This is a genomic window from Brevibacillus choshinensis, from assembly GCF_016811915.1.
Classification (GTDB): Bacteria; Bacillota; Bacilli; order Brevibacillales; family Brevibacillaceae; genus Brevibacillus; species Brevibacillus choshinensis_A.
In genome coordinates this window covers 4,816,721-4,840,902 of sequence record NZ_CP069127.1, presented here as the reverse complement: position 1 = coordinate 4,840,902, position 24,182 = coordinate 4,816,721, and the positions used below count along the sequence as shown (strand labels likewise).

Below are 24,182 nucleotides of genomic sequence, written 5' to 3'. Positions count from 1 at the left end.
ATGGCAGGAGAAATGGGAGCACTGGGAATGGTAGAAACAAAAGGGTTGATCGGAGCAGTCGAGGCTGCCGATGCCATGGTGAAGGCGGCCAATGTCAAGCTGATCGGAAAGGTTCACGTGGGCGGCGGCTTGGTGACGGTCATGGTGCGCGGAGATGTGGGAGCAGTCAAAGCGTCGACGGATGCGGGTGCGGCAGCAGCGGAAAAAGTGGGGGAATTGAAATCGGTTCATGTCATCCCGCGTCCGCACACGGATATCGAGCTGATCTTGCCGAAGCTGGAAGGGTAATGGTCTAGCCTATGGCTTTGATCACGGAAACTGCATTGCGGGCCATGCTGCGATCGGGGATTCCGAACCCCTACCTGGTCCGAGCCGAAGACAAGTTCACCCCGGCAGCCATTGATTTTCTAAAGGGGAGAGGGATCAAAGTGGAAGCCTTCCAATCGTCAGAGACTTCAATTCCCAAAAGCGAACGACCCAATCAGCTCAGCATCCCTGTGGGCGTGTCCAACCGCCATGTGCACTTGTCCCCGGAAGACGTCGAGAAGCTGTTTGGGGTGGGGTACCAGTTGACGCCTCAGAGAGAGCTTTCCCAGCCCGGGCAGTTCGCAGCAAAAGAGACAGTGACGCTCCTCGGCTCGAGGGGAACGATCCCAGGAGTGCGAATCCTCGGACCTGCTCGAGGCGCCAGCCAGGTGGAAATCTCCAAAACAGATGGGTTTACACTCGGCATACACCCGCCGATCAGGGTGTCTGGGGCACTGGATGGAACGCCGGGCGTCACCCTTATAGGGCCAAACGGCTTTGTGGTGCTTGCGAGCGGCGTGATCGTAGCGAAATGCCACGTCCATATGTCAGAGGTCGATGCCCGTATTTCGGGGGTTCAGGATGGCGACAGCCTGATGCTGCAGATGAGTGGGGAACGCGCCCTCATCTTTCCAGACGTGACTGTGCGGGTCAGCCCCAGATATGCCTTGGATTTTCATATCGATCTGGATGAAGCCAATGCAGCCAATTTGTCCACAGGGGATCGAGTACACCTGATCGGGAAAAATGGCGAATTCTTTTCCACAACAGGGAGGTGGTAGACGTGGATGTCCGCCAGATGATCGAGTCCATCACGCGGGAAGTTTTGCAGTCGATGAAGATTCCGCAGGAGAAAAAGCCGAAATGGCTGTTCATCTTTTGTGACAGCACGGCGCATGAGCCATTTGCCGACCAGTTTATCGCCCTGCAAAATCACGGAATCTGCCACGACCTTTTGTTTTTGGATGGAGAGACCTCCTCGTGGCTCGGTATGCATCGGATCGAATGCGGAGGGGCTGGAAAGATCATTGCGACAGATGAGTATGCTCCCGCTCCGCTGGAGTTGCCAAAAGAGTACGACGGCATCGTGATTCCGGAAATCGATCTGGACAATGCAGCAAGGGTAGCGGCGGGACTGAAGGGGACCATCAAGGCAGAGGTCATTTTCTCTGCCCTCGTGCTGGGCAAACCGGTCCTGGTGGGAGAAGATGTGCCCGGGATAAAGCGCTCCGACCGTCGCTGCCTGAAGACATTGACCTTGCCCCTCCCGTACCAGAAGCTGTTTTTGCGTCACGTCAACGACATGAAAGAGCTCGGGATCGAGTTCGCAGCGCAAAAGGAATTGGCAGCTTCCATCATCCGCAAAAGCCGGGCAATCCGGCAGGCGGCAGAGCTGGCAATCCCTCTTCCGGATGCGGCAGGCATGCAACCGGCCGACGCCAAGCTAATCACAGCCGATTGGGTTCAGTCACAGTCCGATTTTCCCGATTCTGCGCTGGTCCTGCGTCAGGGAGCGATTGTTTCCCCGCTGGCGCTGGACCTGCTCAAAGAAAAAGGGGTCAAGGTCCATTACGTGCGGTAAAGGGGGAGTGCCATGTTTTTGGGAAAAGTGATCGGCAGTGTCTGGTCCACGCAAAAAGAAGAGGGCATGGAGAATTTGAAGCTGCTGGTTGTCCAGCCCATTGACTGGAACGAGGAGGAGGGTGGACGAACGGTGATTGCAGCAGACCGCATTGGAGCGGGCTTTGGGGAGAAGGTCATCGTTTCTTCGGGCACTCCCGCGCGGATCATTTTTCTGGATAAGATGGTCCCCATTGACGCTGTCATCGTAGGAATTGTGGACTCTTATGAAGTGCCAAAAGAGACATGAAAAGCAAGAAGGTGTAGTCTGTAGTAGACAACACCTTCTTGCTGTTTCCTTTTACTCGGCAGACGTGACGATTGCTTCCGCTTCGATCTCGACCAGCAGCTCAGGCTCGATCAGCGCTTTCACCTCAACCATCGTCGCAACGGGTTGAATGTTCCGGAAAAATTCGCCGTGTGCTTTCCCGATTTCTTCCCATTTGGAAATGTCCGTGACGAACATCCTTGTTCTCACTACATGGGACAGGTCAGCGCCAAGCTCCTGCAAGGCTTTTTCGATAGTCTGCAAGATGAATTTCGTCTGTTCATACGGATCTCCGACGCCGACGACAGTCCCGTCCTTCATGGCAGTCGTCCCCGCGACCTCGATCCGATCTCCAATTCGAATCGCCCGACAGTACCCGACTACAGGCTCCCAGGGAGATCCTGTAAACACTTGTGTTCGGCTCAAAACCATCCACTCCTTAAATGGGAAGTATGTACCTACTGATATTTATCCATTTGTTGTCAGAAAAGTTCAAGCATTAGTTTTGCTGCTGCGCAGGCTGGCCCCCACAATCATGAGCGTAACAAGCTGAATCGATCCAAACAAAAAGAAAGCTGGGAGAAGAATGTCCACCACCATATTGCTCATCCTCTTGTTTGCCGCCATCTGTCACGCCATCTGGAATGCCCTGTCCAAAAGGATCGAGGAACGCGATGCCTTCTTTACCCTCATTCTCGGAGCCTCCGTCATTTTGTACCTGCCACTGGCCATTTACTTATGGCGGACCTCGTCGTTTCCAGTGTCTGCGATCAAGTGGCTGCTGCTCAGCACCATCTCCGAAGTCATGTATTTTGTCGCGTTAGCCAAGGCCTACCAAACCAACAACCTGAGCTACGCGTACCCGATCTTGCGGGGAACAGCGCCCATCGTGACGACGATCATCAGCACGCTGTTTATCGGTGCCGCCATCGCTTGGACGGGATATCTGGGCATCCTGATCATCGTAGCCGGGGTCGTCTTCATGAATCAGCGCTCCTTTTCCTTTGGCGAACTGAGCCACTTGCTGAAGGACTGGCACAACATGAAATGGGTGTTCATGGCGGGTAGCTGTTCCGCTCTCAGCAGCGTATTGGACGGAATGGGGGCTTCGATGATGTCGGGTCTTCTGTTCAAATACGTTGTGTTTATCGGCATGTTTGCCGGAAAGTGGATCCTCGACCGCCGTGCACAGGCTGGGGTCTCCTATTTTTCGCTGCTGAAGCGTCATCCATGGCATACGCTTGCAGGCGGGCTCTTCGTCTTTGTATCGAATTCGCTCGCCGTGTACGCCATGCAGACAACTCCCGTCACGTATGTGGCATCTGTGCGTGAAATCAGCATCGTGTTTGCCACCGTCATCGGAGTCTTCTGGCTGAAGGAGTCGGTAAGTCTCGTCAAATGGGTATCGATCGGCTTGATACTGACGGGTGTCATCGTCATCAAGATGAGCTAGCCATGCAGGGCAACTCTCTCTTGCGCTAGTGTAGGCTGCACTACGGCTGTAGTCGCATGGTGAATCCGTCTCGTGCAGGCAGGGTTTTCTTTCCATGCTTGCAGTTTGCCCCGTACGAAAGCTCGACTGCGGTGGTAAAATGGATGGGTATGGTTGAGGATTGCGACTTGTTGGATACGAGGAGGGAATGAAACGATGCAAAAACCGATTCGAGCATTTGTGGTAAGCAAAAAGGAGGAAGAGTTCTTTGCAGAAGTAACGACGATCTCGATGGATGATTTGCCAAAGGCAGACGTGAGAATCAAGGTCCATTACTCCAGCGTGAACTACAAGGACGGTTTGGCGAGCATTCCGAATGGCAGGATTGTCAGGAGTTATCCCTTTGTTCCGGGAATCGATCTGGCAGGCGTCGTGGTAGATTCTCTGGACCCGCGATTTAGCGAAGGGGATGAAGTGATTGCGACGAGCTATGATATCGGCGTTTCCCATTACGGCAGCTACAGCGAATATGCGCAGGTTCCCGGAGACTGGATCGTTCCTCTGCCCAAAGGACTTTCGCTGAAGGAAGCGATGATTTTCGGGACAGCTGGCTTCACCGCAGCCCTATCGGTTCACCGCTTGGAGGAAAACGGGGTGTCGCCGGAAAAAGGGAAGGTGCTGGTTACCGGTGCGACAGGCGGAGTAGGCAGCATTGCTGTATCCATTCTGGCAAAACGCGGCTACCATGTCGTCGCAAGCACGGGCAAAGAATCCGAGCATGAGTACCTGTACAAGCTGGGGGCAAAAGAGATCCTCTCCCGATCTGAAGTGACCGGTGAAAAAATCAGCGGGTTGGACAAACAGCTCTGGCAAGCGGCAGTCGACCCTGTCGGCGGACATACGCTGGCTTCCGTACTGAGCAAGATCAACTACAACGGTTCCGTAGCGGTCAGCGGCTTGACCGGCGGGACAGATGTGCCGACTACAGTGTTTCCGTTTATTTTGCGCGGCATCAATCTGCTGGGAATCGATTCTGTCTTTTGCCCGATGGAACTGCGAGGCATCATCTGGCAGCGATTGGCGACCGACCTGAAGCCGGATGGCCTCGAAAAATTCGTAGATGAAGAAATCAATTTGGATCAGCTGCCCAATGCCTTGTCGAAAATATTGGCGAGTCAGATGCGCGGCAGGGTGATCGTGCGGTTATAAGCAGAAGAGTGACTGTGTGGGGGAGAGGAGAGCGAGGATGAGAATCGGACTGGCTCAAACGAGGTTTCCGCAATCGTTGAAAGACGGCATCGCCATTGTCAAAGAAATGATTGGACAGGCGAGGGAGAAGAGCTGTGATGTCGTATGCTTTCCAGAGTCGATCCTCCCGGGTTTGCGCGGGGTCGGCTATCCAGTAGAGGCGTATGACCATGCGGTGATGGCGGCGGCCCTTGAGGATGTTTGTGTGTTTGCCAAGCAGCGGCAGGTCGCGGTTATTTTGCCGATCGAATGGAAGGATGAGCTGGGCATGCACCTGGTCGCGTTCGTCATTTCCGAAACCGGAGAAATCTTGGGGTATCAGACCAAGAATCAGATTGACCCGGACGAAGATCAGTTTGATTATGTTCCGGGAACAGGTCGCCATATTTTCGTGGTGAAGGATGTCAGCTTTGGCATCGTGATTTGCCACGAGGGCTGGAGATACCCCGAAACAGTGCGGTGGGCGGCTCGAAACGGGGCAAGCATCGTGTTTCATCCACAGTTCACCAACGCCGTGGCCAATCCTGATTTTTATCAGGGGGCGATGGTAGGCAGGAGCTTGGAGAACAACATCTACTTCGCCAGTGTGAATTACGCTCTGGATGATCAAGGCTCTGCCACTACTCTCGTATCCCCTTCAGGAGATCGATTGAGCGTCCTGCCAGAGGGGATCGAGGGACTGCTCGTGTGGGACCTCGATCCTGCGCAGGCGCACGGACTTTTGGCGCGAAGATTTCATCCGGAGCTGTTCTAAAGGAAGGGGAAGAGGACTTGGAGAAAATACCCTACTATGCGCAATTCGAGTCCCGTGACCGCGTACTGGACTTGATAGCAGGGAAGCTGCCGTATGCCGATGACCCGTTGTGGCAGAGGTCAGGAGCGACAGATCCCGAAGAATATGCGCAGTGGAGCTCCCATATATGCGGCATGGCCTGCCTGAAGATGCACCTCGCCCACTGGCAAAAACGTAACATTCCCACGATGGAGCTCATGCGGCAATGTCGAGCGTACGGCGGATATGTGGTAGGAGAGGATGGATCGATCAAAGGATTGATTTATCGCCCTTTCATTACGTTTATTGCGGAGGAGTATGGTCTTTCCGCAGAGCTTCGGGAGCACACGCCGATTGAAGAAATTTACGGCCTGCTGGATCGCGGCTACGTGTTCATTGCGTCCGTGCATCCCGGGATTCGCACACCTGAGAAAGAGCCACCCAAGCAAGGGGGGCACCTGGTGTATGTGTTCGGCAAAAACAGCGAGAGACGAGAAATCGTCTTTCACAACCCCTCCGGACACACACCTGCGACACAGGAGGCGGTGCACCTCGATCTGGATACTTTTTCAAAGTTTTATGCGCATCGCGGAATTTTAATCAAGACATGAAGAACGAGTCGACAAACCTCATCCAAAGAGTGATGAGGTTTTTTTATTTCCCGAATATACCCGGCTGGCGCCTTTTGCCGGGACCGAAACAGGAATTGGGAAGCGGCCGGAAGAAGTAGTCGGAATTATTGGGAAAAACCAAGGGGTGTCTGCCATGAATGATCGGAAGAAAAAGCAGGCTTTGCATGTATTTTCTCGTGGAACGCTCCGTGTGAAGATGCTCACGCTATTCATATGCCTGATCGCGATCCCGCTGAGTTTGCAAGGCATGATCACGTACAGTCAGTTTTCCACTTCTTCGGAGGAGAGGACATCTGAATACACAGCGCAGATCGTGCATCAGATTAATCGCAACCTCGAGCGGAATCTGGAAGAGATGAAGCGTCTTTCGCTCATGCCGCTCTACGATAATAGCGTCCTTTCGATCCTCAGGGAGCTGCGAAGCAATTCGCCGTCACCCCCGTATCTCTCCACAGAGAAGCGGCAAAAAATGACGTTGTACATATCCAGTCTCTCGTACAGTCGTCCGGAAGTGAAAGGGATCCAGATCATCTCGCAAAACGGGATGATTTTTTCCAACCTCGATCCCACTACCATGACCACGCATGTGAATTTGGAAGGAGAATCGTGGTACGGCCGTGTGGTAAAAGGAAACGGTGCATCGGTCATCATTCCGCAGCATCGAGCGGGGTACTACGCAGACTCTGCCCAGGAGCCGTACTTCTCGGTAGCCCGCCTGTTGAGGGAACCCAACACCAACGCGCCCCTCGGCATCATCAAGATCGACATGAAGATGGAGATGATCGATCAGATTCTGGCCAACATGCCCTTTACCAAAGAGGGGAGTCTCATCATCGTCAACCAACAAAACGAACTGTTTTTTGAGAAGCGGGAGAATGGGAATTTGCCTGGCTACCGTACGCTGCTGCGGGAAACGGATGGGGGGATGCCGTTCTTGCAAGGGGAAAAAACGGTGCGCTTGCAGGGGCAGCGCTATTTGCTGATCGACAATCAGTCAGCAGAGACGGGACTTCTGGTCATCAGCATCATCCCCGTAGACAGCCTGCTAAAGGATTCGAATACCCTGCGCGATTTCACGATTTTCATCGCCGCCATTTTTCTCGTCGTGGCGGGAGGATTGGCCACGTATTTTGCCTATTCGCTCAGCAAGCCGCTCGTTGTGCTCAAGGAGAAGATGCTGCAGGTGGAGCAAGGAAATTTTCATGAACGCGTGCCAGTGGTTTCAGAGGATGAGATCGGCAAGCTGAGCGAACAGTTTAACCACATGGTCGAGGAGATCAACCGCCTCGTCAATGAAGTGTACGCCATCAGTCTGCGAGAGAGGGAGGCGGAGCTGGCAGCCTTGCAGAGCCAGATTCATCCGCATTTTATCTACAATACGCTCGAGGCGATCAATATGATGGCGATTCGCGCGGGCAACTTCGATGTATCGGATATGGTCTCTTCCCTCGGCAAGCTGATGCGCTACACGGTAGAGAGGGGGGACGGCTTCGTGACACTCGCAGAAGAGCTCACGTCTCTGGCTTCGTATGTGAGAATCCAGCAGACGCGGCTGGAGGACCGCATCCAGGTGGAGATGGAAGTAGATGAAAACCTGCGGGATGCGCGCATTCCAAAGCTGCTCTTGCAGCCATTAGTGGAAAACGCCATCTATCACGGCATAGAGCGCCTCGAGCATGGAGGGACCATCTGGCTGACCGTCATGCGTGACGATCAGGACATGCGGATCAGCGTGCGGGATGATGGAAAAGGGATGTCCGAGCAGGAGCTGGCAAGGCTGCGTACCGTCGTGCGTCTGCCCTTTCATCAAAACGAGGCGACATGCGGTCAGCGCACGGGAACGGCCTTGCGAAATATCCATCAGCGCATCACGCTCTTGTACGGTGAGCCGTACAGTCTGCAGATCGATAGCCGGGCAGGACAAGGCTCGAGCTTTACTTTGAAAATTCCGTTGGAGAGCGGCAAAAGGGGGATGCGGCATGTACAAAGTCTTGCTAGTGGAGGATGAGCGGATCATTCGGGAAGGGCTGAAGACCTTGATCGAAAAGGTGACCACCGGATTTGCGGTCGTGGCGGAGGCGGAGGACGGAAAAGAAGCGCTGCACTATTTGCGCACCGAAATGCCCGACTTGATCGTCACGGATATTCGGATGAGAGAAATCGATGGTCTGGCGATGATCAGCAAAATTCGTGAAATGTACGAAGAGCTTCCGATCATCATCATCAGCGGGTATGGAGATTTCCAGTATGCGCAAAAAGCACTCAAGCACAAAGTGTCGGATTATCTGCTCAAGCCAATCGACCGGATCGAGCTGGTGGGCACGCTGGAGAGAATCCGGCAATCCCTGGAGCGTAAAAAATGGGGGGCGGAAGCAGAGGAGCAATCGCCAAAGGAAGAGAGGCAGATCATTCGCAAAGTAAAAGCTTTCATCCAAGATCATACGGATGGCGACCTGCGCTTGCAGACTCTGGCTGATTTCGTGCATCTCAATCCCATTTACCTCAGTCAGCTGTTCAAGGCACAGACGGGAGAAAACGTCTCCGATTACGTCACGAGGATGCGGATGAAACGGGCCAAGCAGCTGCTCAGAGAGACAAGCCTCAAGATTTACGACATTTCTCGTCTGGTAGGGTATCAGAGCCCCAAGCATTTCATGATCGTGTTCAAAAAAGAAGTGGGGATGACCCCTGGGGGGTATCGCGATCAGGCACCAGCAGATGAAGATCTTTAAATCCCATACCAAATCTGTAATCCAGGTGATTTATCTCAATATTCCACCAAATCTATACTAGTTTTATGAAAAGATATGAGTGAGAAAAGGGGGTCCTCCATGAAAAAGGCCGCATGTTTGGCATTATCGATTCTTTTGGCAGCGTTTACTTTTGTGGGCTGCAGCAATAAGCCGGCAGCTTCCAGCGATCCGGCAGCTGGCACCAACGAGCCCGTCGAGCTTTCCTTTTTGACATGGGGCAATCAGGCTCACCTCGATTTGTACCAAAAGCTGATCGATAAATTCACGCAGACGCACCCGAACATCAAGGTGAAGCTCGAGTCCGTTCCTTTCCCGGATTATCAGCAAAAGGTAACGGTTCTGGCAGCTGGTCAGGAATTGCCGGACATCGGTTGGGTATCCGAGCGCATGGTTCCCCAATTCATGGCGAATGGCATTCTTGAGGACGTCACGGATCTGGGGCAGGACGCCAGCTTCAAAATGGATGACTTCATTGGGTCCACGCTGGAGCTGTTCAAAAAAGATGACAAGCTTTACGGAATCCCATTTTCCACCCCTCCGAGCGTCATGTTCTACAACAAGGACCTGATCGAAAAGGCAGGACTGCAGTCCCCGAACGATCTGGCCAAGGAAGGAAAGTGGACGTGGGAAGAATTTGAAAAGACGGCGAAGGCCATCACGAGCGGAACGGGCGCCAGCAAGATTTACGGGGCGAATTTCTTCCGTGACTGGAAAACGTGGATCCTGCTTTCCTCGTACGCATGGTCGAATGGCAGCGGTCCCTTCAACAAAGAAATGACCCAATTCACGTGGAATGATCAGTACGGCACTGAGACGCTCAGCATGCTGCAGCGCATGATGTTCACTGATGGCTCGCATCCAAAGGCAGGAGAGCAGGTGAGCTTTGAGTCTGGCAAAATCGGGATGTTCTTCGATGTGTACAGCTACGTCTCCAAGGCGCGTGCGATCAAGGACTTCAAATGGGATATCGCCCCGATGCCGTCCGGTTCGCAGGGCTCTGCTCCGATGCTCGGCCAGGCAGGGTACTCCATCTTCAAGGGCACCAAGCATCTGCAGGAAACCAAAGAATTCCTCAAGTTCATCGCCAGTGAAGAAGGGGTCCAGGCGACATCGGCCTACTTTGTGCCGCCGCGCACGTCCGTACTCAATTCCGATCTGTTCCTGAACCAGCCGGGCAATCCGGATCCGGCCCACATCAAGCAAGCGGTGATCGATGAAATGCCAAAAGCGCACTTCCAGCCTGGTCATGTGGAGTGGCAAAAGATCGATAATGCCATCCTCGCCGGCTTTGACCAGCTGTTTGGCCAAACCGCGCAGCCAGTGGATATCATGAAATCGATGGAAGAGAAGATCAACCCGATTTTGAAGAAATAAGGAGAAAGTCACGACGGTCTGGAAACAGACCGTTGTCATTTGATGGGAGGTATCGGGAGACGATGAATCGTTTGCAGCAAGCGATGGCCGAGAAGCCGTTTCTCCTGTTGGTCAGTCTGCCGCGAAATGAAGAGGAGCTGGCCAGAGCAGCGCTGGAAGAAGGCGCAGACGGACTCAAGGTGCATGTCAATGTTCACCATCGTGCTAGCGGAAACAGCTTTGGACCATTGCCCCAGTACGCGGACCTGTTCACTACCATTCGCAGTCAGTTTGATGGGCCGTTTGGCATCGTTCCTGCCGGCTCTGTAGAGGATCTCGATCCGGCACAGCTCGTCCAGCTTTCCTCGCTCGGCATCGATTTCTTCTCCATTTACGGGCATCATCTCCCAGCAGCCCAGATGCGTGTAGAGGGGCTGTCGAGTACCTTTGCCATCGATGAGCGGTTTGACTGGTCCCTGCTGGAGATGGTCAAGCATTTTCCCATGACTGCATTGGAAGCCTCCATCGTGCCGGGGTCCGAGTACGGTACGCCGCTCGTTTTTACCGACCTGCTGAAATACCGCTATCTGGCCACGAAGGTCGGTATTCCTGTCATCGTACCCACGCAGCGCAGGATCGTGCCTTCCGATATACCAGCCTTGCGTGATACGGGTGTGCGGGTCTTGCTGGCAGGGGCTATGGCTCTCGGTACGACGACGGAGGAGATCAGAAGGTCCGTCGCCGCTCTGCGAAATGCGATCGACAAATAGGTTCGTTTACGAAAGGAGGGATACGAATGGAGAGCAACTTGAATGTCCCCCTCTCTCCTGAACAGAGGAAAGCAAAACCGAGAAGAAATCCGTTTCAAAAAGAGGCCAACGTGGCAGGCTGGCTGTTCGTCAGTCCCATGGTTCTCGGGTTTCTCGCATTGCTGCTCGGACCGCTCCTCCTCGCCTTTTACATGAGTCTGACGGATTGGCCATTGCTGGGGGAACCGACCTTTGTGGGTTTGGACAACTACAGAGCCATTTTTCAGGATGAGGAATTTTGGACCGTCGTCGGCAATACCTTTACGTTTGCTGCCGGACTGGTTCCGCTGAACATCGTCCTCGCTCTGGGGCTGGCACTTATGCTCGCCCGCAGGCTGCCGGGGATCGGGATCTTCCGTACGGCTATTTTCGTGCCGGTGATGACGTCTCTGATCGTCTGGGCGATTGTGTGGAAGTATTTGTTCGCGACTGACACGGGATTCATCAATCAGATCCTCCAGATGTTCGGGATCACGGGTCCTTCCTGGCTGTACAATCCGCAGCTCGCCATGCCCGTCGTCATCGTGACCAGCGTTCTGAAAAATGTGGGGTTGAACATGGTGCTGTTTATTGCCGCTCTGCAGCAGGTACCCGTGCAGCTGTATGAGGCAGCACGCATTGATGGAGCGGGCAAGGCCCGCCAATTCATTCTGATTACGGTTCCCATGATTTCCCCTACCATCTTTCTGACGACGCTGCTCACGATAATCGGCTCGCTAAAAGTGTTCGGACAGATCTACGTGATGACCCAGGGAGGTCCGGGCAACAGTACCAAGGTGCTGGTCTACTACATTTGGGAGAAGGCCTTTAAAAATTTCGAGTTTGGCTATGCATCCGCCCTCGCCTTTGTGCTGTTCTTTATCATTTTCGTCTTTACGTTGCTCCAGTGGCAGTATCGAAAGAGGTGGGTATTCCATGAAGAGTAGGAGTCCAGGAAGAATCATCGGCATGGGGATGAATTACTTCACGCTTTCAGTCGTCTCGGTCATCATGCTCATCCCGTTCCTGTGGATGCTATCCACATCGCTCAAAGAGCCGTCCAAAATCTTTGTGTTTCCCCCTGAGCTGATTCCTTCGCCAATCCGGCTGGAAAATTACACGGAGGTCTTGGCAAATACGCCGTTCCACTTGTTTTATTGGAACAGCCTGTACATCGCGATTCTCGTGACGATCGGCACGGTGATGTTCGCATCCATCGCCGGATATGCGTTTGCGAGGATTCCTTTCAAGGGGCGCAATTTCGTCTTCTTGCTCCTGCTGTCGACCATGATGATTCCGAATGAAGTGACGTCGATCCCGATGTTTTTGTTCATGCGTGCACTTGGCTTCATCAATACGCATGTGCCGCTGATTGTGCTGCCGATTTTCGGAGCGGGAGGGATCTTTGGGGTCTTCGTCATGCGGCAGTTTTTCCTCGGGATCCCCAAGGAGCTCGAGGAGGCGGCCATGATCGACGGCTGCTCCCGCTGGCGCATTTACTGGAGCATCATGCTGCCTCTGGCCAAGCCGGCGATAGCGACTCTGACCATCTTTACCTTTTTGACCAGCTGGAACGACTTCTATGATCCGCTAATCTTTTTGAATGACCGAGAGCTGATGACATTGCCGCTCGCCTTGTCTCTGTTCACGGATGAAGCGGGGACGGCCTGGCACCATCTGATGAGCGCTTCCGTGATGGCCACGCTGCCGCTGTTGATCGTATTCTTTTTTGCCCAAAAGCAATTTATCGAAGGCGTGTCGATGACCGGAATGAAGGAGTAAGGGGAGGGAGACAGATGGATCGTATACTAGCTGCGGATGTCGTGGTCGTAGGCGGAGGGCCGGCAGGGATCAATGCTGCCCTGGCCAGCGGAAGAATGGGAGCCAGCACCATCCTCGTCGAGCGGTATGGATTTCTCGGCGGGATGTCTACGGCAGCACTGGTGTATCCGTGGATGACGTTTCATACGGAAAAGGGGGAGCAAGTGATCAAGGGCATTGCGCAGGAGATCGTCGAGCGCTTGCAGGAGCGGGGCGGTTCTCCGGGGCATTTGCGGGATACGGTGGGATTCGTTCATACGGTCACGCCGTACCATCCCGAAATCTACAAGCTCCTGGCTGTCGAAATGCTGAAGGAAGCAGGGGTCAAGCTGCTCGTGCACAGCTTCGTCGATCGAGTAATCGCAGAAGGAGAGAGGATCGCAGCTGTTCAGATCACGACCAAGTCCGGCAAATATGAGATTCGCGGGAACGTCTTTGTCGATGCTTCCGGCGATGCCGACGTGGCGTACTTGTCGGGCGCTCCGACGAATCAGGGCAGGGAAAGCGACGGGCGCACGCAGCCGATGACGATGAAATTTCGGATGCGCGGGGTCGATCTGGAGAAGGTCAAAGCGTACATGCTGGAGCACCCGGAAGATTTCTACCACAAGACGCCGTTTGACCAGCTTCGCGAGCTGCCTCTGACGGGGGTCCAAGGCTTTTACAGCCAATGGAAGGCGTCAGGTGTCCCCATCAACCGGGATCAGGTCCTCTTTTTCAGCGGACCGGAAAAGGATGAAGTGTTGATCAACTGCACGCGTGTACAGGGGCTGGACGGTACGGATGTGGAGGATCTCACGGAAGCGGAGGAGGTGGGGAGACGGCAGGTGTTGATGATGTCCGAATTTTTGAAAAATGAGGTTCCGGGCTTCTCCAGCGCCTCCATCTCAGCGGTCGGAACGCAGATCGGCATTCGTGAGACCCGCCGAGTCTCGGGAGAGTACAGCTTGACCATCGAGGACGTCGTGCAGGGACGCAAATTCCCGGATGTGATCGCACGCAGCGGTTACCCCGTCGATATCCACGATCCTTCCGGAAAAGGGGTCATCGCCGCCGACATTGAGGGCGACGGCGCCTACGACATCCCGTATCGCTGCCTGCTTCCCCAAAAGATCGACAATCTGCTCGCTGCGGGACGATGCATTTCGACCACGCACGAAGCGCTGGCGACAACGAGGCTCACGCCGAGCTGCATGGCTACAGGACAGGCAGCCGGCACAGCGGCAGCGATCGCGCATCTGGATGGGACGATTCCGCGAAAAATCGACGTAGCCAAGCTGCAAGAGGCTCTGGGGCGAGCCAAAGCCGTTCTCTGAGTCGCAAGTCATTTCATTCATAGGGAGGGAGTCGAAACGATGAAAAAGCTGAGAGTTGTGATTTCCGCTGTCGCGATGGCAGCGCTGCTGACAGGCATCCTGCCATTTGGTCAAATGAACACAGTCCAAGCAAAATCGTCGCCAAAGCCTATAGCCCGCATCGCCTTGGTTCCGCTGGATGATCGCCCGGTGAATACGTACTTTCCGCTCATGACCTCGCGAGCAGGAGGAATCGAAACGATCATGCCGGACGAAGACATGCTGGGCCACTTCACGACCCCAGGGGATGGCGAGGAGATCGGGGACTGGCTGCTCGATCAAGCGGATGACGTGGAAGGTTCAGTCATTTCCGTCAGCATGCTTGCCTATGGGGGGCTTGTGGCTTCTCGCACTCCCGAGCAGTCCTACGAGGATGCGCTGTCGAACATCAAGGCCATCAAGCGTTTGAAAGCGAAGGAACCGAACAAGCCCATCTATGTGTTCGATACGATCCAGAGGCTGGCAGTCACCGCTACCGATCCAGAGACGCTGAAATATTACGATCAGATCAGGGAGTGGGCGATTCTTTATGATGAGGTGCACAATTTGGGGATGACGGAAAAAGAGGACCGCCTGCAAGAGCTGGAGGAGCTCATTCCCGAAGCCGTGCTGCAGGATTACCTGGATGCTCGCGAGCGCAATCACAGGATCAATTCCTTGCTGATCGACTGGGTCAAAGACGGGACCATCGACTACCTCGTGCTCGCTCAGGACGATGCGGCGCCGCATGGGCTGCATCGGGCAGAACGGGAAGCGCTGGTGGAAAAAGCAGAGGACCTGGGTGTCGAGGACCGCACCGCCATATTCCCGGGAGCTGATGAGGTCGGTACGGTACTGGTCAGTCGTCTGTCGCTAGACACGCTCCGCATTCATCCCAAGGTGGCGGTGGACTACTCGGGCATGGATGGCAGCGATTGGACGGCGCCTTTTGAAGATACGACGTTTGACGAGAGCGTAGACAAGCATATTGTCGCAGCGGGGGGGAAACCGGTGCGGGATGCCGACGATGCCGACCTCATCCTGATGGTGAATACGCCACCTGCAGCAGGGGAGAGCAAGGCTGACAGAAGAGAGGCGCTGGACGATTTCGTCGATGCCATCAATGAGCATCTAGAGGATGGCAAGCGGGTAGCTGTGACGGATGTGACGATCACCAACAAAGCAGATCCAGATTTGATCGAACGTTTGCAGGACGAAGTGAAGCTTCCGAAATTGCTTGCTTATACCGGATGGGGGACAGCGGGGAACAATATGGGCAGTGCATTGGGCCAGGCCCTTTCACGCACGGCTTTTCTGGAAAAGGGAAATCAATTCGGGGTGCCGCTGACGGTCGATGCGGCAGAAGCGCACGTCAATCTTCTCCTCTCCTCGTTTGCCAATGACCACAACTATCGCAATGATGTCATGGCAGAAGCCAGGCGGTTGGTGAAAGAGCTTGGCGGCAATGAATGGGGATTGGGCGACGATTTTGAGGAAGTCAACGATTTCGTGGTAGAGGAGCTCTCTCCAGCAGTGGAAGACTGGTATGAAAACTACTTCGCCAACCAATCGCTCGACATCGGCAAGCGAGGCAGCCACACCTTTACAGGGAAAATCGAAAGCTTGGAAGACGTAGACATCGTGCTGCCTTGGGAACGGCTGTTTGAAGTGTTCATTGGCCCGGAAGTGAAGATCGAACGGGAATAGGTACTGACAGGTACTCCACACTCTGACGGGGTACCTGTTTTCTTTTTGCTTCGCCGGAGAACAGTCTTTTTCACAAGGCTGCCGCATAGAATGTCTCTATCGTCAAAAAAGAAGGTGTGAGAATGGAAGTTTTCACGGAGATGGCGGATGGACATGTCGTCAAAAATTTGGAGATGTACGTTCGCGTCATCATCAGTGCCATTCTGGGGCTGTTCATCGGCTGGGATCGGTCAAACGCAAACAAGCCGGCCGGTTTAAAAACGTACATGTATGTCGCCGTGGCCTGCACCCTGATTACATTGGTTTCGATCTACAGCGCGGCAAAGTACAGCGCGCCAGGCAATGGGACGATGATGGATCCGATGCGTTTGGCGGCACAGATCGTCACGGGGCTGGGCTTTCTCGGAGCAGGCGTCATCCTGAAGGACGGTCTAAAGGTGAAAGGACTGACCTCAGCCGCAATGATCTTCCTCGCCGGAGGGATTGGGATCGGGATTGGAGCGGGCTTTTACGGAATCGTCATCTTTTCCGTCGTCATCTCCTATGTGCTCGCAAGACTCAGTCATCGCTTTGAAGAGGCACAGCAGCGGGAGGAAGAAGGCGACGAAGAAGGTGACAATGGATAACAGAGAGGGCAGACAAAGAAGGCCCGGAGCTGACGGGCAGCGGAACCCGGGTCTTTTTCCAGGCGTTCGCTACAATAAATCATGCAGCTCGGCATCCGAGTAGATCGCGATCAGCACGACTGCTTTTCCCTCGCCAATATTTTTCACGTAGTGAGGCACACTCGCATTCCAGCTGAAGGAGTCCCCTTCCTCCACCATAACGGAGTCCTCGCCTTGTTCCGCAAGAAGTCTTCCTTCCAGCACGAAATGGCACTCTTCCCCTTCATGGGAGTGCGGCTCGCCCATGGAAGCTCCTGGCGGAAATTCCACGACCATCATGCGAAGTCCGCTCTTGGAGGATAAATGCTCGATCTTCAATTGATTAAAGGTGCTGTACCTCCTCGAATCTTTTCTGACGACCCGCATATGCTGCTGCTTTTCCAATAGCAGGTATGGCAAGGGAACCCCTAAATAGCTGGCAATGGTTTGCAGGGTTTGAATAGATGGGGAAGTGTTGTTGTTCTCCACGTTACTGATGAAGCCTTTGGAAAGTCCTGTCGCTTCACACATCTGCGCAATGGTTCGTTTTTTTCTCTTACGTATCGCACGTATCTTTGATCCGATATCCAGCGTGACCACCTCGAAAGTTTCCTGATAAAAAACATAGATCTATATTAGCAAAATTACCATTGACTCTCTATATCCATTATGGTTATCTTAAGACGTAACAAAATCAATCGCTTCGTCCGCAAAAGACAGTCATGCAAGGACGTTTTTTTTTATCTAAAAGTTTTTTAATATGAATATTAATTTCTTATAAAGAAACAAAGTGAAGGAGAATGAGATCCATGAATTCACCTATGGTGCATGAGCTTCGCCGTCCCAAGCAAATCGAACCCGGTCAAGTCTACCCTGCCCTATTTTTGATGCATGGGATCGGGAGCAATGAACAAAACATGCTGTCCCTCGTCGACGGCTTGGAGGACCGCTTCTACATTTTCAGCATTCGCGGTCATTTGCCGCAGCCGCCAGGGTATGCCTTCTTTACCATTCAAGGGTATGGCAAACCGCATCGGGAAGTCTTTGATCTAGCCGTACAAAATCTGACCAGCTTTATTGACTATGCAATAGAGCAGTACCCGCTCGATCGCAGCCGCTTGTACTTGCTCGGCTTCAGCCAAGGCGCGATCCTCGCCAAGACGCTCGGCTTGACTCTGGGGAATCGCATCAAAGGAATTGTGGCCCTCAGCGGATACATTCCGGGTTTCGTCAAGGAGGAATACGACAAACAGGCTGTCGATCAGCTTTCCGTCTTTCTGTCGCATGGGGAATATGACGGCATTCTACCCTATGAATGGGGAGTTGAAAGCAACGCGTTTTACCAAAGCCTGGGCGCCGCTGTCACCTTCCATACGTATCAGGAAGGGCACACCGTTTCGATGCAAAACCAACAGGATTTTACGAAGTGGCTGCTTGATGATCTCCAAAAGTAACGAGAGAGAAGAACAAGGGAGGAAGCGAACATGATACCGTCTTTTTTCATCGCGCACGGAGCACCGCTGCTCGCGATCGAGGATAATCCATACACGCAGTTTCTAGGGACATTGGGTCGTACTTTGCCAAGACCAAAAGCGATTGTCTTGTTCTCCGCTCACTGGGAATCAGCGGTGCAGCGAGTCAGTGATGTCGATACGTATGAGACCATTTACGATTTTGGCGGTTTTCCCGAAGCCTTGTATCGAATCCAATATCCAGCACGAGGTAGCCAGACCATCACCGAGGACATCAAAGACTTGTTCACGAAGCAGGGAATCCCGTTTGATGTGGAAACCAAACGAGGCCTGGATCATGGAGCTTGGGTTGTCCTCAGGATGCTATATCCCGAGGTAGACGTACCGGTCATTGCCATGTCAGTCAATCCGAAGCTCACCCCCGAGGAGCAGTATCAAATCGGGAAGTCGCTTGCAGAGTTGAGGGAGAAAGATGTCCTGATCATCGGCAGTGGAGGGACTGTCCATAATCTCAGGGCTTTAAAGTGGGCAGAGGATGAGGGCCAAGTCGATGCATGGGCGCTAGGGTTTGATGAATGGCTGGAAAGCCGTTTGCAGGATTGGGATACAGCGTCGCTCTTTACGTACGAGTCAGAAGCTCCCTATGCTAGTCAGGCTGTGCCACCCTATGGCAACGAGCACTTCGTCCCCCTTTTCTATGCGATGGGGGCCGCAGATGACGGGCAGACAGCAAAACTGGTGCACCGCAGCTACCGATATGGCAACCTGAGCCACAGCGTCTGGCAGTTCGGATGAAGCTGCCTGACTGCCAAATGAGGAGGAATGAGCATGCCTATCATACAAATTACGATGCTGGAAGGCAGAGACCAGGAAACCGTCGAACAATGCATGCGCAATGTTGCGCGTACGGTTCATGAATCGCTGGGAGCCCCTTTGTCCAGCATTCGAGTCATCGTAAACGAGGTACCCCCCAATCGTTTTGCGGTAGGCGATCGGTTAAAAAGCGAAATGTGAGAAGCGGTGGCCGTATCATCGCGGAGCATTTGATCGGAGGCATTGTACGTGCTTGACTGCAGAAAACTGGCAGAGTCTTTGCGGAAGGCGGAGGAAGATCACAAGGCGATCTCGTGTTTGACGGACGCTTATCCTGAGTTTGATATCGCCATGGGATATCAGGTGCAAAGAGAGCTTGTAAGACTGAAAAAGGAACAAGGGCAAGCAATCCTCGCTTATAAAATGGGGATTACGAGCCAGGCAAAAATGAAGCAGATGAATGTGGATGAGCCGATCTATGGCTATGTCTTTGACCGGATGGAGGTTCCAGATGAAGGAGAAGTAAGGCTGGAGGAATTCATTCATCCAAAGGTGGAAGCGGAAATTGCTTTCATTCTGGCAGAGGATCTGGAAGGTCCGGACGTCACCATGGAAGAAGTACTGGCAAAAACGGAATGGATCGTACCTGCTCTGGAAATCATCGACAGCCGGTTTGCCGATTTTGTATTCAAGCTGCCAGACGTCATTGCGGATAATACCTCAGCCGCAGGAGTCGTTTTCGGAAATAGAAGATTTCGTCCCGATGCATTCGAGCTCGATTCCATTGGCGTAACCTTGTGCACAAATGGCGAGCAGCGGGCAGAAGGGGTAGGCGCGGCTGTTTTAGGGAATCCGGCCATTTCGGTTGCGATGCTGGCAAATATGCGATACAGCCATGGAATGGGGAAATTGGCAAAAGGCTCGATGATCCTATCGGGAGCGATGACGGAGGCCGTCATGCTGAAAAAAGGGGATCATGTTACAGCCAGCTATGCCAAAATGGGCGAGGTTTCCTTTCAGGTTCGTTAACTAATAAAGGTACTCCATCCGTAGGAATGGGGTACCTTTTTGGCTTTGACGTGCTATCTGGCAGCCTGCACCGATTCATCGAGCAGGGTAATCTCTTCGTGCATGAATATTCCCCGTTTCTCCAGCTCAGCGAAGATTTCTGCTGGTTCAAACGCCTCTTCGGGTATGAGGACCCCGGTTTTTTTGACCTGGCCTTTTGCGATCAATTCCGTTGCGATGGCCATCGGGATTCCGACATTGCGGGTATAGGCGCGCAGCTTTTCCCAGCCTTCAACAGAGCCATCCGAGGCAGGGTGCGTGTGATAGAGCACGTGCTGCACGCGCCGCCCGTCTTTGACACCAATGACTTCTACGTGCAAGGAATAGCCGTACAGCTCCGTTTCCTGACCTTCCGTAGAGTGGAATAAATACTCGCTGATGCAATCCAGAATCCCGATTTCCTTGCCATTGACCGTAATCGGATCATTCCGCATGAAGCCCCAATCGTAGAGAGCTCGGACCAGCTGCATGTTTTTCGCCGGCCACGTGCCGCGGACCTCGATGAGCTGGACGTTTTTATGGGCGAGTGCGGTCGCCAGCGTTTTGGTTTCAGCGTGGGGGATTATGTACTGGACGGTTTTTCCATAAGGTTCAGGCAAAACGATTTCTCGCGGTCGCGCAAAGGGAGGGACTTGCACGAATTCGCCGTTTTCATAGATGACGCGGCCAGGCAAGAGGGGATCGTACTCATACGTGGTCGTCTCGGTGATGGAGCGTGAGAAAGCAATCGGGCGAAATGCGCCATGGCTGACGCGGACTGACTCGACGGTATCCAGCTGATCTGCTGCGTGCATGGCCATCATCTGCGTGACGCCGGGGGTCATGCCAAATCCGGGAACGCACGTCTTGTTATGCTTTTGAAACAGCTCATGGTAGGCATTTTCAGCACCAAAGCCATTCAGATTAATCCCGTGGCAGCCTGCCTCCGCGATGCACGCGGTCGATAAACCGTTCAACGTGATTGTCGTTCCATCCATGACGATGTCGTACCCCTTCATCTTGCCCACGGTATCCTCGTGGTCGCGGACGTTGATCTGAACAAAGTCGACACGTGGATCGTTCAACGCCTCCACGATGGCTCGGCCTTCCTTTTCATTAAAATCAGCGACCGTGATCTTTTCAAAGCTGGAATACTGCACCAGATCGAGAATCGATTCCCTGCAAATTCTCCCGGCTCCACCCAAGCAAAGTACTTTCACGACCAATCACCCTCCAAAAGGAATTGTTTTCTGAACATTCTGATGCCTGGTATCAAGTATAACACACGTTTTGTTTTGTGTGTAATTAGTTGTGTAAATTTAGTGTGTTTAATTTGTATATAGTTTGTTTTGTGGTTATCAAAAGTAAAAGCAACAATGAAATTCGGTTTTTAAAACCAATAACAATAAAACACAACAAAACTATGGACATAAAATGGAGAGAAGGTGTAAAATTTAGAAAATTCAATTTATGGAAATGTGAATAAAGAGGACTGCCATCAGGCAGAGGAGGAGTGATCATGAAGCAAAAGCAGGCAGCAACAACGAGAAGAGCTTTAGTAGCGAGTCTGATTGGCAGTTCCATTGAGTATTACGATTACTTGCTGTTTGGAACGATGGCATCACTTGTCTTTGGCAAACTCTTTTTCCCTACGCTCGATTCCTTTGCAGGGTTGCTCCTGGCTTACGCTTCGTTTGGTATCCCGTATTTTTTCAGACCGCTCGGCGGCATTATTTTCAGTCATATCGGCGACAGGATCGGCCGCAAAAAAACGTTGGTTTTGACGCTGGCTTTGATGGGATTGTCGACCGTTTTGATCGGGTGTTTGCCTAATTATGAAACCATCGGCATCTGGGCTCCCATTCTGCTTGTGCTGCTTCGTCTGGTTCAAGGAATCGGGATCGGCGGAGAATGGGGAGGGGCATTGCTGCTGGCCGTGGAATATTCACCGAAAAACAAGAGGGGTTTTGGCGGCAGTATTCCCATGATGGGATCGGCTGTCGGCATGCTGCTCGGAACGGTGACCGTATCGATCATGGGGCTGCTTCCGGAGCAGCAGTTTATGTCTTGGGGCTGGCGTGTTCCGTTTCTACTCAGCGTGGTTCTGGTATTCGTCGGCTTATGGATTCGACGCGGTTTGGAAGAGACTCCGGATTTTCAGGAGATCAAGGAAAGCGGCAATGTATCCAAATTTCCTTTGGCAGAGACCTTCCGTCATTATCGAAAGGAAGTGCTGTTGACGATCGGGGTCAAGCTGGTCGAATCGGCTCCGTTTTATATTTTCGCGACGTTTGTCATTTCCTACGCGACGGGACAGCTGCATATGGATAAAGTATCGGTATTGAATGCGGTGACACTGGGGACTTTGTTTTCGGCTTTTGTCATTCCTTTCACGGGAATTCTCGCAGACAGGATCGGCCGCAAGCGGATCTTCATTCTGGGCACGTCAGGCATGATTCTCTTCGCCTTTCCTTATTTTCACCTGCTCTCTTACCAGTCCGTCTTTACGCTGACGCTGGCGACTGTTCTGGGGATGGGGCTGTGGGGTGTGATTACCGCGGTGATGGGGACGCTGGTCTCTGACATGTTCGGCACCCGGGTGAGATACACCGGGATTTCGATAGGCTATCAGGTAGGCGCGGCGTTGGCAGGGGGCATGGCGCCATTGATCGCGACAGCGCTCATTCACTCCTTCAACGGCTCATGGTTGCCAGTAGGAATCTTCCTCATTGTGATCGGAGCGATCTCTCTGGTATCTGCTTTGTTTGTTCCAAGCTCAATTCCACCGGTCTATTCAACGAGCGACCGCATATAATGTCTCTATCGCAAAAAGAAGGTGCGTGGGATGGAATATCTGAATGTCATTTACGAACAGCATGTCTTCATGAATCTGGAGATGTACATCCGTGTGGTTGTCAGCGCATTCCTCGGATTGTTTATCGGGTGGGATCGCTCCCATCGCAACAAGCCGGCAGGGTTAAAGACGTACATGTACGTTTCTGTCGCCTGCACGCTGATTACGCTGGTCTCCATTTACAGCACAAAGATGTACAGCTCTCCGAATAGCGGGACGATGATGGATCCGATGCGTCTGGCTGCTCAGATCGTGACAGGGCTCGGTTTTCTGGGAGCGGGCGTAATCTTGAAGGATGGCTTGCAGGTAAAAGGCTTGACTTCTGCTGCCATGATTTTTTTCGCAGGCGGTATCGGAATCGGAATCGGTGCCGGATTCTACGGGATCGTGATCTTCTCCGTTTTCGTTTCCTTCGCGTTGGCGAGGATCAGCCAGCGCTTTGAAGAGGTGCAGCATCGGCGTGTGGAAAACAGCGAAAAACCAAATTCAGTGAAGCAGCAAGGGGTAAGTTGAAAGAAAAAGGCGGCAGGTCCGGATTTTGCGTTTGCAGATCCGGGCCTGTCTGCATTCCAGTGCCTACAATGAAGTGGAGATGGAAACATTGAGACGGAATTGAGACGAGCAACGAGATTGACTTCTATATAATGAAAATGGTAGTCATCTGTCGGGCTTGCTTTACGAAATGGGGAATTTACAGAAAACTTAACTTTGGTTAGTCTCGCTTTTCACGTCAGTTTGCTACCTTAGTAAGGAAAGCATCCATTTCATGCGAGAGGGAAGGGGACGAGCAAATGTATGTTTGAGGCGTTTCTGTTTTCGCTCCAAATGTATTTGGTGACGCTGTTGATGACGCCTTTCGGACTGGTCGTCATCCCAAAGGTAATGGACATTCTCAATCAGCAAGCGTCGTTGGCCTTGATCGTGTATGGATATTTGCTGGCGAGCCCACTTGTGGTTAGCTCCTATCTGGCACGCTTGAAAAAGAGCGCAGGGAAGCAAGACGCTGTGTGGTCAAGCAAGCGGAAGCTGTGGGGGAGAGCGCTGCTTTGGACGGTCAGTTCACATTTCATTCTGTATGAAATCGTGTTTGTTTGGATGTATCGGGTGGATCATCAGCGATTGCAGCCCTCGCTGGAGACAGTGGCCCTATCCGCAGTCGCCCTGGTCGTCATCGCGGGAAGCACATGCTTTTTGGTGTATAAGCATGCCAGGCAAGTCATACAGGGCAGACATGCCTCTCATTCAACGGTTTTTCGCGAATAACAACCTGACAGGTACTCATGCGAGCCAGCTTTTTGGCCGTTTTTTTTTTGCCTTG

The 24,182-nt window shown here is 52.9% G+C and carries 27 protein-coding genes; 24 read left to right on the top strand and 3 right to left on the bottom strand.

The window, feature by feature from the left end:
* Genes JNE38_RS24235 through JNE38_RS24220 form a run of 4 tightly spaced genes read left to right on the top strand, consistent with a single transcriptional unit; the run spans position 1 to position 2,176 of the window.
* Entirely contained in the window at positions 1-288 is a 288-nt protein-coding gene (locus JNE38_RS24235) for a BMC domain-containing protein (protein WP_203353657.1), read from the top strand.
* Positions 289-299: 11 nt separating this feature from the next.
* Positions 300-1,088, top strand: a complete 789-nt coding sequence (gene pduL / locus JNE38_RS24230) for a phosphate propanoyltransferase (RefSeq protein ID WP_203353656.1) — start codon at positions 300-302, stop codon at positions 1,086-1,088.
* 2 nt (positions 1,089-1,090) lie between these two features.
* The gene (locus JNE38_RS24225; RefSeq protein WP_203353655.1) at positions 1,091-1,888 is read left to right on the top strand and encodes a hypothetical protein; all 798 of its coding nucleotides are present in this window, start codon (positions 1,091-1,093) and stop codon (positions 1,886-1,888) included.
* Between the two features lie 12 nt (positions 1,889-1,900).
* Complete coding sequence (locus JNE38_RS24220) at positions 1,901-2,176, top strand: EutN/CcmL family microcompartment protein (protein WP_203353654.1); 276 nt, start codon at positions 1,901-1,903, stop codon at positions 2,174-2,176.
* Positions 2,177-2,227: 51 nt separating this feature from the next.
* Here the strand turns inward: JNE38_RS24220 and JNE38_RS24215 are convergent, their stop codons facing one another.
* Positions 2,228-2,620 carry a RidA family protein gene (locus tag JNE38_RS24215; protein ID WP_203353653.1) on the bottom strand — a complete coding sequence of 131 codons (393 nt, stop codon included), beginning with the start codon at positions 2,618-2,620 and terminating at the stop codon, positions 2,228-2,230.
* 160 nt (positions 2,621-2,780) lie between these two features.
* Here JNE38_RS24215 and JNE38_RS24210 point away from each other — a divergent pair, with 160 nt between their 5' ends.
* From JNE38_RS24210 to JNE38_RS24150, 13 genes are all read left to right on the top strand, one after another.
* Entirely contained in the window at positions 2,781-3,647 is an 867-nt protein-coding gene (locus JNE38_RS24210) for a DMT family transporter (RefSeq protein ID WP_203353652.1), read from the top strand.
* A 195-nt stretch (positions 3,648-3,842) separates the two neighbouring features.
* Complete coding sequence (locus JNE38_RS24205) at positions 3,843-4,835, top strand: NADPH:quinone oxidoreductase family protein (protein WP_203353651.1); 993 nt, start codon at positions 3,843-3,845, stop codon at positions 4,833-4,835.
* Positions 4,836-4,872: 37 nt separating this feature from the next.
* Positions 4,873-5,628, top strand: a complete 756-nt coding sequence (locus tag JNE38_RS24200; RefSeq protein WP_203353650.1) for a carbon-nitrogen hydrolase family protein — start codon at positions 4,873-4,875, stop codon at positions 5,626-5,628.
* 17 nt (positions 5,629-5,645) lie between these two features.
* On the top strand, positions 5,646-6,257 hold the full coding sequence (locus JNE38_RS24195) for a C39 family peptidase (RefSeq protein WP_203353649.1): 612 nt from the start codon (positions 5,646-5,648) through the stop codon (positions 6,255-6,257).
* Positions 6,258-6,411: 154 nt separating this feature from the next.
* Positions 6,412-8,286, top strand: coding sequence for a cache domain-containing sensor histidine kinase (locus tag JNE38_RS24190; RefSeq protein ID WP_203353648.1), 1,875 nt, complete (start codon positions 6,412-6,414; stop codon positions 8,284-8,286).
* Positions 8,258-9,010 carry a response regulator transcription factor gene (locus tag JNE38_RS24185; RefSeq protein WP_203353647.1) on the top strand — a complete coding sequence of 251 codons (753 nt, stop codon included), beginning with the start codon at positions 8,258-8,260 and terminating at the stop codon, positions 9,008-9,010. Before JNE38_RS24190 ends, JNE38_RS24185 begins: the two co-directional genes overlap by 29 nt.
* A 99-nt stretch (positions 9,011-9,109) precedes the next feature.
* Positions 9,110-10,405: an ABC transporter substrate-binding protein gene (locus JNE38_RS24180; protein WP_203353646.1), complete on the top strand. Its 1,296-nt coding sequence runs from the start codon at positions 9,110-9,112 to the stop codon at positions 10,403-10,405.
* A 62-nt stretch (positions 10,406-10,467) separates the two neighbouring features.
* Positions 10,468-11,154: a hypothetical protein gene (locus JNE38_RS24175; protein WP_203353645.1), complete on the top strand. Its 687-nt coding sequence runs from the start codon at positions 10,468-10,470 to the stop codon at positions 11,152-11,154.
* Between the two features lie 26 nt (positions 11,155-11,180).
* Positions 11,181-12,119 (top strand): carbohydrate ABC transporter permease, encoded by a 939-nt coding sequence (locus JNE38_RS24170; protein ID WP_203353644.1) that lies wholly within the window; start codon positions 11,181-11,183, stop codon positions 12,117-12,119.
* Positions 12,109-12,954: a carbohydrate ABC transporter permease gene (locus tag JNE38_RS24165; protein ID WP_203353643.1), complete on the top strand. Its 846-nt coding sequence runs from the start codon at positions 12,109-12,111 to the stop codon at positions 12,952-12,954. Before JNE38_RS24170 ends, JNE38_RS24165 begins: the two co-directional genes overlap by 11 nt.
* Positions 12,955-12,968: 14 nt before the next feature.
* On the top strand, positions 12,969-14,309 hold the full coding sequence (locus JNE38_RS24160; protein WP_203353642.1) for an FAD-dependent oxidoreductase: 1,341 nt from the start codon (positions 12,969-12,971) through the stop codon (positions 14,307-14,309).
* Between the two features lie 39 nt (positions 14,310-14,348).
* Positions 14,349-16,034, top strand: coding sequence for a DUF4127 family protein (locus JNE38_RS24155; RefSeq protein WP_203353641.1), 1,686 nt, complete (start codon positions 14,349-14,351; stop codon positions 16,032-16,034).
* A 122-nt stretch (positions 16,035-16,156) separates the two neighbouring features.
* Positions 16,157-16,660: an MgtC/SapB family protein gene (locus tag JNE38_RS24150; RefSeq protein WP_238933443.1), complete on the top strand. Its 504-nt coding sequence runs from the start codon at positions 16,157-16,159 to the stop codon at positions 16,658-16,660.
* A gap of 69 nt (positions 16,661-16,729) precedes the next feature.
* On the opposite strand, the gene JNE38_RS24145 is transcribed toward JNE38_RS24150, so the two are convergent.
* Positions 16,730-17,269 carry a helix-turn-helix domain-containing protein gene (locus JNE38_RS24145; RefSeq protein ID WP_203357724.1) on the bottom strand — a complete coding sequence of 180 codons (540 nt, stop codon included), beginning with the start codon at positions 17,267-17,269 and terminating at the stop codon, positions 16,730-16,732.
* Positions 17,270-17,487: 218 nt separating this feature from the next.
* On the opposite strand from JNE38_RS24145, the gene JNE38_RS24140 reads away from it, so the two are divergent.
* The 4 genes from JNE38_RS24140 to JNE38_RS24125 are packed head-to-tail and all read left to right on the top strand — an operon-like array spanning position 17,488 to position 19,992.
* On the top strand, positions 17,488-18,132 hold the full coding sequence (locus JNE38_RS24140; protein WP_203353640.1) for an alpha/beta hydrolase: 645 nt from the start codon (positions 17,488-17,490) through the stop codon (positions 18,130-18,132).
* A gap of 30 nt (positions 18,133-18,162) precedes the next feature.
* Complete coding sequence (locus JNE38_RS24135) at positions 18,163-18,945, top strand: DODA-type extradiol aromatic ring-opening family dioxygenase (RefSeq protein ID WP_203353639.1); 783 nt, start codon at positions 18,163-18,165, stop codon at positions 18,943-18,945.
* Positions 18,946-18,978: 33 nt separating this feature from the next.
* On the top strand, positions 18,979-19,164 hold the full coding sequence (locus JNE38_RS24130) for a 2-hydroxymuconate tautomerase (RefSeq protein ID WP_203353638.1): 186 nt from the start codon (positions 18,979-18,981) through the stop codon (positions 19,162-19,164).
* Positions 19,165-19,206: 42 nt separating this feature from the next.
* A complete protein-coding gene (locus JNE38_RS24125) occupies positions 19,207-19,992 on the top strand; it encodes a 2-keto-4-pentenoate hydratase (RefSeq protein ID WP_428993674.1) in 786 nt (261 codons plus the stop codon).
* 53 nt (positions 19,993-20,045) lie between these two features.
* Here the strand turns inward: JNE38_RS24125 and JNE38_RS24120 are convergent, their stop codons facing one another.
* Positions 20,046-21,230 carry a saccharopine dehydrogenase family protein gene (locus JNE38_RS24120; protein ID WP_203353637.1) on the bottom strand — a complete coding sequence of 395 codons (1,185 nt, stop codon included), beginning with the start codon at positions 21,228-21,230 and terminating at the stop codon, positions 20,046-20,048.
* 299 nt (positions 21,231-21,529) lie between these two features.
* Between JNE38_RS24120 and JNE38_RS24115 the strand changes: the two genes are divergently transcribed.
* The 3 genes from JNE38_RS24115 (at position 21,530) to JNE38_RS24105 (ending at position 24,127) form a co-directional block, all read left to right on the top strand.
* Positions 21,530-22,825, top strand: a complete 1,296-nt coding sequence (locus tag JNE38_RS24115; RefSeq protein WP_203353636.1) for an MFS transporter — start codon at positions 21,530-21,532, stop codon at positions 22,823-22,825.
* Between the two features lie 30 nt (positions 22,826-22,855).
* Entirely contained in the window at positions 22,856-23,377 is a 522-nt protein-coding gene (locus tag JNE38_RS24110; protein ID WP_203353635.1) for an MgtC/SapB family protein, read from the top strand.
* Positions 23,378-23,659: 282 nt separating this feature from the next.
* On the top strand, positions 23,660-24,127 hold the full coding sequence (locus JNE38_RS24105; RefSeq protein WP_203353634.1) for a hypothetical protein: 468 nt from the start codon (positions 23,660-23,662) through the stop codon (positions 24,125-24,127).
* Positions 24,128-24,182: the final 55 nt, after the last annotated feature.

Coding starts and splice junctions, on each gene's coding strand:
- JNE38_RS24210 (WP_203353652.1), top strand. CDS start 2,781: ATGTCCACCACCATATTGCTCATCCTCTTGTTTGCCGCCATCTGTCAC.
- JNE38_RS24165 (WP_203353643.1), top strand. CDS start 12,109: ATGAAGAGTAGGAGTCCAGGAAGAATCATCGGCATGGGGATGAATTAC.
- JNE38_RS24170 (WP_203353644.1), top strand. CDS start 11,181: ATGGAGAGCAACTTGAATGTCCCCCTCTCTCCTGAACAGAGGAAAGCA.
- JNE38_RS24190 (WP_203353648.1), top strand. CDS start 6,412: ATGAATGATCGGAAGAAAAAGCAGGCTTTGCATGTATTTTCTCGTGGA.
- JNE38_RS24140 (WP_203353640.1), top strand. CDS start 17,488: ATGAATTCACCTATGGTGCATGAGCTTCGCCGTCCCAAGCAAATCGAA.
- JNE38_RS24155 (WP_203353641.1), top strand. CDS start 14,349: ATGAAAAAGCTGAGAGTTGTGATTTCCGCTGTCGCGATGGCAGCGCTG.
- JNE38_RS24220 (WP_203353654.1), top strand. CDS start 1,901: ATGTTTTTGGGAAAAGTGATCGGCAGTGTCTGGTCCACGCAAAAAGAA.
- JNE38_RS24235 (WP_203353657.1), top strand. CDS start 1: ATGGCAGGAGAAATGGGAGCACTGGGAATGGTAGAAACAAAAGGGTTG.
- JNE38_RS24150 (WP_238933443.1), top strand. CDS start 16,157: ATGGAAGTTTTCACGGAGATGGCGGATGGACATGTCGTCAAAAATTTG.
- JNE38_RS24130 (WP_203353638.1), top strand. CDS start 18,979: ATGCCTATCATACAAATTACGATGCTGGAAGGCAGAGACCAGGAAACC.
- JNE38_RS24185 (WP_203353647.1), top strand. CDS start 8,258: ATGTACAAAGTCTTGCTAGTGGAGGATGAGCGGATCATTCGGGAAGGG.
- JNE38_RS24135 (WP_203353639.1), top strand. CDS start 18,163: ATGATACCGTCTTTTTTCATCGCGCACGGAGCACCGCTGCTCGCGATC.
- JNE38_RS24175 (WP_203353645.1), top strand. CDS start 10,468: ATGAATCGTTTGCAGCAAGCGATGGCCGAGAAGCCGTTTCTCCTGTTG.
- JNE38_RS24115 (WP_203353636.1), top strand. CDS start 21,530: ATGAAGCAAAAGCAGGCAGCAACAACGAGAAGAGCTTTAGTAGCGAGT.
- JNE38_RS24110 (WP_203353635.1), top strand. CDS start 22,856: ATGGAATATCTGAATGTCATTTACGAACAGCATGTCTTCATGAATCTG.
- JNE38_RS24200 (WP_203353650.1), top strand. CDS start 4,873: ATGAGAATCGGACTGGCTCAAACGAGGTTTCCGCAATCGTTGAAAGAC.
- pduL (WP_203353656.1), top strand. CDS start 300: ATGGCTTTGATCACGGAAACTGCATTGCGGGCCATGCTGCGATCGGGG.
- JNE38_RS24180 (WP_203353646.1), top strand. CDS start 9,110: ATGAAAAAGGCCGCATGTTTGGCATTATCGATTCTTTTGGCAGCGTTT.
- JNE38_RS24160 (WP_203353642.1), top strand. CDS start 12,969: ATGGATCGTATACTAGCTGCGGATGTCGTGGTCGTAGGCGGAGGGCCG.
- JNE38_RS24105 (WP_203353634.1), top strand. CDS start 23,660: ATGTTTGAGGCGTTTCTGTTTTCGCTCCAAATGTATTTGGTGACGCTG.
- JNE38_RS24205 (WP_203353651.1), top strand. CDS start 3,843: ATGCAAAAACCGATTCGAGCATTTGTGGTAAGCAAAAAGGAGGAAGAG.